At 68.1% G+C, this 11,698-nt stretch carries 7 protein-coding genes; 4 read left to right on the plus strand and 3 right to left on the minus strand.

The window, feature by feature from the left end:
* Positions 1–1,620 carry an acyl-CoA ligase FadD12 gene (gene fadD12, locus K3U96_RS25425; RefSeq protein ID WP_220691492.1) on the plus strand — a complete coding sequence of 540 codons (1,620 nt, stop codon included), beginning with the start codon at positions 1–3 and terminating at the stop codon, positions 1,618–1,620.
* Positions 1,613–2,884 (plus strand): alpha/beta hydrolase, encoded by a 1,272-nt coding sequence (locus K3U96_RS25430; RefSeq protein WP_220691493.1) that lies wholly within the window; start codon positions 1,613–1,615, stop codon positions 2,882–2,884. Before fadD12 ends, K3U96_RS25430 begins: the two co-directional genes overlap by 8 nt.
* Here the strand turns inward: K3U96_RS25430 and K3U96_RS25435 are convergent.
* On the minus strand, positions 2,862–4,277 hold the full coding sequence (locus K3U96_RS25435; RefSeq protein WP_069403835.1) for a WS/DGAT/MGAT family O-acyltransferase: 1,416 nt from the start codon (positions 4,275–4,277) through the stop codon (positions 2,862–2,864). The two genes, K3U96_RS25430 and K3U96_RS25435, sit on opposite strands and share 23 nt — an antisense overlap.
* Before the next feature lie 30 nt (positions 4,278–4,307).
* Positions 4,308–5,531 (minus strand): alpha/beta hydrolase, encoded by a 1,224-nt coding sequence (locus tag K3U96_RS25440; RefSeq protein ID WP_220691494.1) that lies wholly within the window; start codon positions 5,529–5,531, stop codon positions 4,308–4,310.
* Positions 5,532–5,707: 176 nt separating this feature from the next.
* Between K3U96_RS25440 and K3U96_RS25445 the strand changes: the two genes are divergently transcribed.
* A complete protein-coding gene (locus K3U96_RS25445) occupies positions 5,708–7,876 on the plus strand; it encodes an acyl-CoA dehydrogenase family protein (RefSeq protein WP_220691495.1) in 2,169 nt (722 codons plus the stop codon).
* Between the two features lie 7 nt (positions 7,877–7,883).
* Here K3U96_RS25445 and K3U96_RS27110 read toward each other — a convergent pair whose 3' ends face one another.
* Positions 7,884–10,625: a helix-turn-helix transcriptional regulator gene (locus tag K3U96_RS27110; RefSeq protein ID WP_220691496.1), complete on the minus strand. Its 2,742-nt coding sequence runs from the start codon at positions 10,623–10,625 to the stop codon at positions 7,884–7,886.
* Between the two features lie 216 nt (positions 10,626–10,841).
* Between K3U96_RS27110 and K3U96_RS25455 the strand changes: the two genes are divergently transcribed.
* Positions 10,842–11,696, plus strand: coding sequence for an alpha/beta hydrolase (locus tag K3U96_RS25455; protein ID WP_220693696.1), 855 nt, complete (start codon positions 10,842–10,844; stop codon positions 11,694–11,696).
* The last annotated feature ends 2 nt before the right edge of the window (positions 11,697–11,698 follow it).

Raw genomic sequence — 11,698 nt, forward strand, 5'->3', positions numbered from 1 at the left:
ATGGCCATCACCGACCGGCTCTCTGACACGCTGGGCCTGATCACCACGATGCGCAGGGCCCGGCTCATCGCCCCGTTGCGCCCCGACAAGTACCTGCGCATCGCCGCCGCCATGCAGCGCGAAAACATGAGCATCACTTCGGGTTTCGCCAGCGCCGCGCAACGCTGCCCGGACCGCCCGGGCCTGGTCGACGAAGTCGGCACCCTGACGTGGCGGGAAATCGACGAGCGCGCCGACGCCCTCGCCGCAGGGCTGCAGGCGGTCGCGAACCCGAAGGTCATCGGCATCATGGCGCGCAACCACCGCGGCTTCGTCGAGTCGTTGATCGCGGCGAACCGGATCAGCGCCGACGTGCTGCTGCTCAACACCTCGTTCGCCGGTCCCGCGCTGGCCGAGGTGGTGCAGCGCGAACAGGTCGACGCGATCATTTACGACGAGGAGTTCACCGCCACCGTCGATCGGGCACTGACCGGCCGACCCGACACCACCCGCATCGTCGCGTGGTCCGACGGCCCGGTCGACGGCCTCACCGTCGACGGTCTCGTGAAAACCCACGCCGGGCGTCATCCCGACCGGCCGGGCACCAAGAGCAAGGTCATCCTGCTGACGTCCGGCACCACCGGAACACCCAAGGGCGCCAAGCATTCCGGTGGTGGGCCCGAGATCCTCAAGGCGATCCTCGACCGCACCCCGTGGCGCGCCGAGGAACCCGTCGTGATCGTGGCGCCGATGTTTCACGCGTGGGGTTTCTCGCAGCTGGCGTTCGCCGCGTCGATGGCGTGCACGATCGTCACCCGCCGCAAATTCGACCCCGAGGCGACGCTGGAACTGGTCGACCGCCACCGGGCGACGGGGCTGTGCGTGGTGCCGGTGATGTTCGACCGGATCATGGAACTGCCGGACGAGGTCAGGGCCCGCTACAGCGGCCGTTCGCTGCGGTTCGCCGCGGCGTCGGGTTCCCGGATGCGCCCCGACGTCGTCACCGCCTTCATGGACCAGTTCGGCGACGTCATCTACAACAACTACAACGCCACCGAGGCCGGCATGATCGCCACCGCGACGCCGCAAGACCTGCGCGCCGCCCCCGACACGGCGGGCCGGCCCGCCGAAGGTACCGAGGTCCGGATCCTGGACAGCGAACTGCGTGAGGTCCCCACCGGCGAGGTCGGCGGGATCTACGTGCGCAACTCGACCCAGTTCGACGGCTACACCTCGGGTGCCACCAAGGATTTTCACGACGGGTTCATGGCGTCGGGCGACGTCGGGTACCTCGACGACGCGGGCCGGCTGTTCGTGGTCGGCCGTGACGACGAGATGATCGTCTCGGGCGGCGAGAACGTCTACCCGATCGAGGTGGAGAAGACCCTGACTGCGCACCCCGAGGTGGCAGAAGCCGCGGTGCTCGGGGTGACCGACGAACAGTTCGGCCAGCGGCTGGCCGCGTTCGTGGTTTTGAAACCGGGCGCTTCGGCTACCCCGGACTCACTGAAGCAGCACGTCCGGGATAACCTGGCGAATTACAAAGTGCCCCGGGAGATTACGATCTTGCCTGAACTTCCCCGCAATAACACCGGAAAGATCGCGCGCCGCGACCTGCAAGGCCTCGCCGACCGTGGCTAGGCGCCGCTACCCGCTGCTGCGCGCGGTCGCCGAACTCGTCAACGCCGCCAACGGCGTGCGCCCACTGGGACGGGAGGGATACATCACCCTGCCGGTGTTCGCATTCGGGTGGCCGACCACCGAGATGTCCCCGCTCTACTTTTTCGTGTCGGTGCTCGACGCGCTGCGCCGTGGCCTGCGGGGGGACTTCCGCGGCGCCAGGGGTCGGATCGCCTTGTTGCTCACCGCGATCGCGTGGGCGCTGCTGGGCCTCATCTCATATCGGAACCTCAACGCGCAGCCGTATTTCGAAGAGCCGCTACGCAAAGAGTTGGGCGACGACTACGAAGCGGTCGGCGCACGGTCGCAGCCGGCGACGCGCAGGCGGATGATCGGCGTATGGCCCAACGAATCGGTTCGGCGCCGGTACGTGCACAAGGCGAGCACCGTGCAGTACGGCCCGCATCCGCGGGTCAACCGCGCCGACATCTGGCGGCGCGCCGACCTGCCGCGCGACGGGAAGGCGCCGGTGCTGCTGCAGGTGCCCGGTGGCGCGTGGGCGATCGGTATGCGCCGTCCGCAGGCCTACCCGCTGCTGAGCCATCTGGCCGAACGCGGCTGGGTCTGCGTGTCGATCGACTACCGCGTCAGCCCGCGCCACACCTGGCCGGACCACATCGTCGACGTCAAGCGCGCGCTGGCGTGGATCAAGGAGAACATCGCCGCCTACGGCGGTGACCCGGATTTCGTGGCGATCACCGGCGGATCGGCGGGCGGCCACCTGTCGTCGCTGGCCGCGCTGACGCCCAACGAGCCGCAGTGGCAACCGGGTTTCGAGGACGCCGACACCTCGGTGGTGGCGGCGGTGCCGATCTACGGCCGCTACGACTGGGTATCCGCGCGAGGGTCGGGCCGCAAGGAGTTCATCGCGTTCCTGCAGAAGTTCGTGGTCAAAAAGCGCATCGTCGAGCACAAGCAGACGTACGTCGACGCCTCGTCGATCATGCGGGTACGGCCCGACGCGCCACCGTTTTTCATCCTGCACGGCCAGGACGATTCGATCATTCCGGTGCAGGAGGGGCGTGAGTTCGCCGACGCTCTGCGTAAGGTGTCGACATCCACGGTCACCTACGCCGAGATCCCGCACGCTCAGCACGCGTTCGATTTCTACTACGGTTCACCGCGGGGGCACTACACCGCGCAGGCGGTCGAGAAGTTCCTGTCCTGGGTGCACGTCAAACACGGCAAGGCCGACTCGGCAGTCACGCCAGCACGGAGTCGATGACGGTCAGCTCCTCGGAAAGCCCTGCAGCGCGGCGGATCTCGATAAAGGCTTCGACCATCGCGTCGGTGAGTTCATGCGGGTCGGACAGCGTCGCGCCGTCGGAGAGCACCGAGATGTTGAGTTGGTCGACGTAGCTCCACACCGTGATGTTCAGACCGCTGCCGGTGGTCAACGGCCCGACGGAGTAGATCTCGGTCACCAGCGCGCCGCCGACCCGGCCGTGCTCACGCGGGCCCGGCACGTTTGAGATCGGGATGTTGAGCACCTTGTTCTGCCCGTCCTTTTCGGCCAGCCAGTGGAACAACCGCTCGGCGGGTGCCGGCGGCAGGTAGGCCGACCACCTGCTGACCAGTTCGGGGCCCAGCAGGTGATGGGTTTCTTTGGCGCTCACCGCGGCGTCGTGCACGGCCTGCACCCGTTCGAGCGGATCGGACAGTTGGATCGGCACGGTCATCATGACGCCGGTGAAGTAGTTGCCGGAGATGCGTTCCCTGGAGAAGTCGAAACTGACTGGGACGGAGGCTAACAGCGGGTGATCGGCGTGCCCGTCGTACTTGAGCGCCAGGTTGCGCAGGGCGCCGGACGCGATCGCCAGGACCATGTCGTTGATCGTGACGCCCAGTTGCTTGCCGGTCTGCTTGACGTCGGCCAGCGACAGCGTGGCGGTGGCGAACCGGCGCTGCGCGTCGACCCGGTGGTTCATGAACGACGGCGGCGGCGTGAACGGGCGCGTCAGCTCCGGCGACAGCTTGTAGGTGCTCTTACGGACCCGGCGCATTCCCTGCGCGGTGTAGCGCAGCACCGCAGGCAGCCGGCCGATCTGGCGCATGTGGTCGCCGAACGCGGTGCGCACCAGTTCGGCCCGGGTGGGTGCGGGGTCGGTCGCATACGAGTCGCGGTCCTGCGGTGGTCCTGTCTGCAGGTCCATCCCCCGCGCGAGCAGGTTGGCCGATGCCACACCGTCGGCCAGGGCGTGGTGGATCTTGCCCAGCACGGCGATCCGGCCGTTGGCCAGCCCCTCGATGAAGTACATCTCCCACAGGGGTCTGCTGCGATCCAGCGGTGTGCTGGCGATCCTGCCGATGGCCTCGTCGAGTTCGCGTCGGCCGCCGGGGCTGTTCACCCGGTAGGGCCGCACGTGGTATTCCAGGTCGACCTCGCAGTTCTCCCGCCACATCGGGTGGTGGAACTTGAACGGGATGTCGATGAGCTCGTAGCGGAAGGGGTCGAGCTTGTAGAGCCGGCCGTGGATGACCTTGCGGAAGTCCTCGATACCGAACGTGCGGCCCTTGAGCTCCGAAAGGTCGATCACCGCCAGCTTGAGGGTGTGCATGTGCACCGCCGGTGTTTCGCTGTACAGCAGTACCGCGTCCCAGCCACTCAGCCTCTTCATAAGCCACCCCCTCTCCGGAGCAGCATCATCCTAGATGACTTCTTTGGCACCGATCAGCGATCGATTTCGGTGAATATGGTTGAGGAACAGCGAGATTGCCGTGGCCGTCGAACGTGTTCGCGCGCCGTCGGTCATGTCGAACCCGTGCCCTGCCCCCGGCAGCTCCAGATAACTCACCGGGGAGCGCGACACCGTGCGCAGCTGTTCGACGAACTCCTGTGCCTGCGCCACCGGTATCACCGTGTCACCGGTTCCGTGGATCACCATGAACGGCGGCGCGTCGGGATGTACCCGCGCGATCGGGGATGCCTTCCGGAAGATCTCCGGATGCTTGGCGATCTTGCGTTTGACGACCACGCGCTCCAGGAAGTCGACGAACCGCGCCCGCTCGGCGGTCGACTTGTCCTCCCAGTCGTAGCGACCGTAGATGCCGATCACGGCATCCACCGACGTGTCCGAACCTTCGGGCAGTTCGTCCTGCATCTCGGCGTCGTTCTCGGTCAGACCGGCCAGCGCGGCCAGGTGCCCGCCGGCCGAGGTGCCCGCGATCGTCACGAAGTTGCGGTCGCCACCGAACTTGTCGACGTTGGCGCGCGCCCACGCAATCGCGGTCTTGACGTCGGTGATGTGCGCCGGCCAGCGATGGTGCGGCGCCACCCGGTAGTCGATGGACAGGCACACCCAGCCCTTCTCGGCCAGATGTGACATCAGCGCATAGCCCTGCAGTATCCGGCTGCCGTGCACCCAGGCTCCGCCCGGCACGAAGATCAACACCGGCGCCGGTTGAGTCGGCAACTCCTTGGGCCGCCACACATCGAGCAACTGCGACGGCCGCGGGCCGTACCGCACCGAGGTGCGGTAGACGCTGCGGCGATGCTCGAGCAGGTTCCACAGCGGCGGCATACGCTGCGGCGCCGGCCAGTCGATGTCGAGGTCGTTGGGGTTGACGACGTCACGCAGCGCGGCGGCGGAGACGGCGTTCGTGCTTTCCCGTTCCGACCGTTTCAGCTCGGCATTCCCGGAGCCGAGCAAGGACTTGGCCGTCGCGCCGAAAAAATCCGGGAGATGACGTGAGCCCCACACCCCCATCGCGGTGGCAGCGCCAAGCGGCTCAAGGTGTTTCCCGATCACGGGCAGCGACGCCGACGCCACGCTCATCGCCAACAGATAATCCGACGGTCCGGCGTTCAGAAACCACCTGGCACGTGTCCACATCGTCGCTCCGGGATACCGGGTCTCCGGCCGTACCGCCATTGCGGAACTGTACCCCGCAGCCCGTTTCGTAAACGGTCACATCGCGAAGATGTGCGGCGCCCGGCTCGGTCACGATCGGGTGTGATCCGCATCACGCACACGTTGAGCTGTGCAAAGGGGTTAGCGTTACTCACCGAGCGTCAACTGTTAAGCCGAAACCATCGAGGACTTCTACCGTGAGTAAGTCAGCCCTTGCCATCACCGAGGAACACACCGCCCTGGCCGACTCGGCGTTTGGCCAGCTCAGCAGGCTGAACAGCCGATCCGCCGCGCGCGCCACGCTGGAGGACGGCGCGTCGCACCCGCCGGACGTCTGGTCGGCGGTGACCGGCAACGGTTGGACCGGGTTGGCGATCGCCGAGGAACACGGCGGCTCCGGGTTCGGTCTGGCCGAGTTGGCCGTGGTGCTGGAGGCCCAGGGCCACGAACTGTGCCCGGGCCCGTTTCTGCCGAGCGTGGCTGCAGCGGTGGTGATCGACCGCTGCGCACCGGATTCCGTTCGTGCTCAACTGCTTCCGGGTCTCGCCGACGGATCGGCTGTCGGTGCGCTGGCGGCATCGGGGAACGTGGCGGTCGGCGCGGACCTGGCGCTCACCGGTGAGTGCCGCGCGGTGCTGGGTGCTCCCGACGCCGACGTGCTCGTCATCGTCGCAGGTGAGGACGTCGTCGTGGTCGACGCGAGCGCAGACGGGGTGAGCGTCACGGCGCTGGAGTCCCTGGACACCACCCGCAGTGTCGGCGTCGTCGCCCTGCGCGGTGTCACCGTACCCGAGGACCGGGTACTGCGCGGCGCGGCCCGCAAGGCGCGCACCGTGTTTCGCACCCTGGCGTCGGCCGAAGCGGTCGGCGTCAGTTGGGCAAGCCTGGAAATGGCCGTCGAATACGCCAAGGTCCGCGAACAGTTCGGTCGCACCATCGGCACCTTTCAGGCCGTCAAACACCACGCCGCCAACATGCTGGTGAACGCCGAGGTCACCACCGCAGCCACCTGGGATGCGGCCCGCGCCGAGAACCTCGACGGCGCCTGGTTCGCCGCTGCGGTAGCCGCCTCACACGCCATCCGCACCCAGATATTCAACGCGCAGAACAATATTCAGCTGCACGGCGGCATCGGCTTCACGTGGGAGCACGACGCGCATCTGTACCTGCGTCGGGCCCGCACCCTCGCCGCGCTGATGGCCGAGGCTGGCGATCCGCTGCTGGAGATCGTGGACGCCCAGCGCAGTGGCCAGGCGCAGGGTGCCTCGTTCACCCTGCCCGCCGAGGCGGAGAAGTACCGCGAACAGGCCCGCGAGGCGGTCAAGACGTTGCAGTCGTTACCCGCCGAGCAGCAGCGCGACTACCTCGTCGACTCGGGATACCTTGTGCCGCACTGGCCCACGCCGTGGGGTCGCGGTGCCGATGTGCTCGAGCAGTTGGTGATCGAAGAGGAGTTCGGCGGCATCGAACGCCCCGACATGGGAATCACCGGCTGGGTGACGTTGACCATCGCCCAGGCCGGCACCGACGACCAGCGTGAACGCTGGGTGGAGCCGGTGCTGCGTGGCCAGGTGATGTGGTGTCAGCTGTTCTCCGAACCGAATGCGGGCTCCGACGCCGCCGCGGTGCGGACGTCGGCCAAGAAGGTCGACGGCGGTTGGCGCGTCACCGGGCAGAAGGTTTGGACCAGCCTGGCGCATCTGTGCCAGTGGGGGCTGGCCACCGTGCGCACCGATCCCGACGCACCCAAGCACGCCGGGGTGACGATGATGGCGATCGACATGAACGCGCCGGGCGTGACGGTCAATCCGCTGAAGGGTCTCACCGGTCACTCGCACTTCAACGAGGTCTTCTTCGACGACGTCTTCGTACCGGACGCCGACGTGGTGGGCGACATCAACAAGGGCTGGCTGGTAGCGCGCGCAACCCTGGGCAACGAACGCATCTCGATCGGCGGAGGCTCCGGCGGCACAACCGGTTTCACCGTCGAGGATCTCGTCAAGCTGCTCGACGACGCGCCTGCCGAGACCGCGGCGCACTACGTGCGCAATGCCGGAGAGGTCATCGCCGAGATCCACACGCTGCGGCTGCTGAACCTGCGTCGGGTCACCCGCGCGATCGCAGGCTCCGAACCCGGGCCCGAGGGCAACGTCACCAAACTGCTGGTCGCCGAGTCCGGCCAGCGGATGACCGAGTTGGCGATGGAACTGGCGGGCCCCGCGCCGGTCGTCGGGCAGGCGCCGGTACTGACGCTGGCCTACCTGGGCAACCGGGCGATGACGATCGCGGGCGGCACCTCCGAGATCACCCGCAACACGATTGCCGAACGCATCCTGGGTCTGCCGCGTGATCCCCTGCTGAAATAGCCGCCGATCACGGCGGGGGAGCCAGCGACCGGCCGAGCGCGGCGCGCGACCGGACGCCGAGCTTGCGGTAGATCTGGGTCAGGTTCGCCTCGACCGTCTTGACGCTGATGAACAGCTTGGCGGCGATGTCACGGTTGGACATGCCCGACGCCGCCAACTCGGCCACACGTTGTTCGGCGGGCGTCAGGTCGACGGTGCGGTTGGCGCCGACGTTGGTGCGCGCCAACTCAACACGGGCCCGTTCGACCCACAACGGGGCACCGAGCGCCTCGAACGCTGCCAGCGCATCCCCGAGAGTCGTTGCAGCTGTGCGCTTCTGCCGTCGACGGCGCTGGAGTTGGCCCAGCAGCAGCTGGGTGCGCGCCCGTTCGAACGGCATCGCGAGGCGGTCGTGCTGCTTCATCGCCGACAACGCCACCCGTTCGGCGGCCTCGACGTCGCCGTCCGCGCCGAGCACCATCGCCCGGCACCTACCCCCGATCGCCAGCATCCAGGGCCGGTCCAGGCGGGCACCGTCGCGTTCCAACGCCTCGACTATGTGCTCGGCGTCCCGCTGCCGACCCAACGCGACCATCGCCTCGACGACATCCGGCACGAACGCCGCCTTGATGATCTCGGTACAGAGGAGTTGGTCGAATCCGGAGATCAACGGCTGCAGGTCCTTCAGCGCCTGCTCAGGATCGCCCAGCGACACCGCCAGGAAGCCCAGCGTCGTCATCGGCCAGTCGGCGAGCAGCGGCGCCTCGAAACGCTCGGCGGCCTCGATGGCCGCATGCGCGTCGGCTCGCGCCTGTTCGACCCGACCCGTGTACGCCGACAACAGACCCCGCACGGTCAGCGCGATGACCAGACCGTGGTCGCCGCCCATCTGTTCCGCGCACACCATCGCGATGTCGGCTGTTTCGGCTCCCTTGACGAAGTCTCCCCGCCACACGTTGATCAGCGTGCCCCAAACGGAGATGAACAACATGTCGCTGTCCGCCCCGGTATCGGTGCAGCGGCGCCACAACGCCTCGATGTGTTCGTACGCCTCGTCGGGCCGGCCCGCCCACGAGAGCAGCTGGGCTGCAGCGGAACTCGCTCGGAACGGAATCGGCACGTCGACATCGGGATCTGCCAGCTCGAGCGCGCGGCGCAGAACCGATTCGTCGAACCCGTTTCCGGTCAGCGCGCTCAGCAGCTGTTGGTCGGCCAGCGCCTGGCTGGTCAAAACGCCGATGCCGAGTTCCTCGGCATATTCGACCGACTTCTCGGCGTTGCGCAGCGCCTCGCCGTAGTTGCCCGAGTTGGCCTGCGCGAACGACAGCAGGAGCAGCGTCTGCGCCAGCACCGGCGGGGTGTCTTCGGCGTCGTGCACGGCTTTGACCAGCACCTCGGCGGCCGCGGTGAAACCGCGTCGGTAGACCCAGATCCCGGCGAGAAGGTTCAGTGCGAGCGCCCGCACCATCCCCGGACGCAGCTTGTCGATCGCCGGTTCGAGCACTGCGAGCGCCTGGTCGGCATCGCCCGCCCGGAGGTGGTGCTCAGCCGACCGAAGCCGCCGAATCGGGGCATCACCGCCGAGTTTTATGGCCATGTCCAATAATTCGGCCGCCGTCGCTGGGGCGCCCCTGGCCCGTGCCGCGTCCGCAGCCGCGTCGAGCGCCTGCAGGATCTCCGGATCGTGGCGGGAGGATGCCAGGGCCAGATGCCGCGCCTTCAGTTCGAGGTGCTCGACCACGTCGGCAAGCGCGCGGTGGATCCGCCTGCGCCGGGCCGGTTTCGCGTCGGCGTACACGCCGCGAGCCAGCAGCGGATGGGTGTAACGCACCCGGTTACCGACGATGTCGACGATCCCGCGGCTTTCGGCTTCCTCCAACTGCACCAACATCTGATCGGCCGTCGTGCCGGTGGCCCGTGCGAGCAGGTCCACGGTCGGATCAGCGGTGCTCGCCGCGGCCAGCAGCGCGTCGCGGGTTTCCTCGTCGAGGTCGGCGAGCCGCAACCGCACGACATCGGCGAGCGTTCCGGGCAGGTCTGTTCCGGTATCGAGGCCGCGGGCCATTTCCAAGGCGTAGAAGGGGTTTCCTCCGGAGACATCGGCGAGCCGCACCATGGTCGGGCGGGGCAGCGACCGGCCCAGGCGGCTGCTCACCAACTGATGCAGACCACCCAGGCTCAACGGGCGCATCCGGACCACGGTGAGGGCCTCGGGTCGCGGAAGGTGCAGCCACGGAACCGTGCCGGCGGACTCGGAGGTCGTGCGTTCGGTTGCGATCAGGGCGACCCGGCCGCGCAGCCGCCGTGCCACAAAGGCGATGACCGCCCGACTCGACGAGTCGAGCCACTGCAGGTCGTCGATGCCGATGATGACGGGTGCCTGGGCGGCGAGCGCGGCGATTGCCGACAGCAGCGCCGCCGCCGCGACGTGCTGATCGGTATCCGGCCCGACGCCGCTGCCGCGGAACAGCACGCGGTCGACCGCGACGCGCTGGACGTCCGGCAACGCCGACAGCAGCGCGGGGTCGATGCCCGAAAGCAGATCCGCCACCGCGCCGTACGCCAGGACGGACTCCGCCTGCCAGGCCCGCGCGGAGAGCACGTGATAACCGTTGGTGCGCGCCTCTTGCAGCGCGGTCAACCACAACGTGGTCTTGCCGATCCCGGCCTCGCCGTCCAGAAGTAGCCCGGCAGGCCAACTGTCCACCGCCGAGCAGAACGCGGCTATCGTCGCGAGCTCGGCCGAACGGCCGACCACGTCAATCGGCATCCGGCAATTCTGTCACTGAGCAAACGTTGAGGCTGCCCGAACGAGCCACGCGCCGGTACGCCAACAGATGTTTCACGCGTCCTGGCACCCATCGATTTCGATGATCTCCGGCCGACCCACTGACGTCGCGGCTTTACTGGTCGGGTGCCACGTAACCGAGCGTCCCGCCGTGCCCACCCGAACTTCCATCCCGACCTGCGCCGCGCCGCGCGGTTCATGCCCAAGCAGGTCATCACGCCGGTCACGTTGCCCATGGTCCGGATGGCGACGCGAGCGCTGTGGCGGCGGGTACCGCGCGACGTCGAGGCGCTGACCCTGCCGTCGGGGGTCGGGGTGCGGTTGTTCCGGCCGGGCGGCGGGTCGGGTACGGAGCCTGCGCTGTTGTGGATCCACGGCGGCGGATACGTCATCGGCCATCCGGCCCAGGACGATGTGTTGTGCCGCCGTTTCGCCCGCGAACTCGGGGTCACGGTCGTGTCGGTCGACTACCGGTTGGCGCCCGAGCATCCGTATCCCGCCTCGCTGGAGGACTGCTATTCGGCGTTGACCTGGCTGGCGGCTCTGCCGTCGGTGGATCCCGCGCGGGTGGCGATCGGTGGGGCCAGCGCGGGCGGCGGGTTGGCTGCGGCGTTGGCGTTATTGGCCCGCGACCGCGGCGAGGTGCCGGTGGCGGCGCAGTTGCTCGTGTATCCGATGCTCGACGACCGCAGCTCCGAACGCCGCGAGCTGGACAATCCGGGTCATCGGCTGTGGACCCAGTCGAGCAACAGGTTCGGTTGGTCGGCCTACCTCGGTGACGCCGACCCCGACGTCGCGGTGCCCGCGCGCCGCGAGGATCTCAGCGGGCTGCCGCCTGCCTGGATCGGCGTCGGGACACTGGACCTCTTTCACGATGAGGACCTGGCCTATGCCGAACGGCTGACGGCCGCAGGCGTGCCGTGCGAGGTCGAGGTCGTCGACGGCGCGTTTCACGGCTTCGACGGGATCGCACCCAAAGCCGCTGTGTCCCAAGCGTTCTTCAACAGCCAGTGCGCGATGCTGCGACAGGCGCTGGCCCCCGCGGCGGCCTGACC

This window comes from Mycolicibacterium holsaticum DSM 44478 = JCM 12374 (assembly GCF_019645835.1).
Taxonomy (GTDB): domain Bacteria; phylum Actinomycetota; class Actinomycetes; order Mycobacteriales; family Mycobacteriaceae; genus Mycobacterium; species Mycobacterium holsaticum.

Coding starts and splice junctions, on each gene's coding strand:
- fadD12 (WP_220691492.1), top strand. CDS start 1: ATGGCCATCACCGACCGGCTCTCTGACACGCTGGGCCTGATCACCACG.
- K3U96_RS25435 (WP_069403835.1), bottom strand. CDS start 4,277: ATGAAGAGGCTGAGTGGCTGGGACGCGGTACTGCTGTACAGCGAAACA.
- K3U96_RS25440 (WP_220691494.1), bottom strand. CDS start 5,531: ATGGCGGTACGGCCGGAGACCCGGTATCCCGGAGCGACGATGTGGACA.
- K3U96_RS27110 (WP_220691496.1), bottom strand. CDS start 10,625: ATGCCGATTGACGTGGTCGGCCGTTCGGCCGAGCTCGCGACGATAGCC.
- K3U96_RS25455 (WP_220693696.1), top strand. CDS start 10,842: ATGCCCAAGCAGGTCATCACGCCGGTCACGTTGCCCATGGTCCGGATG.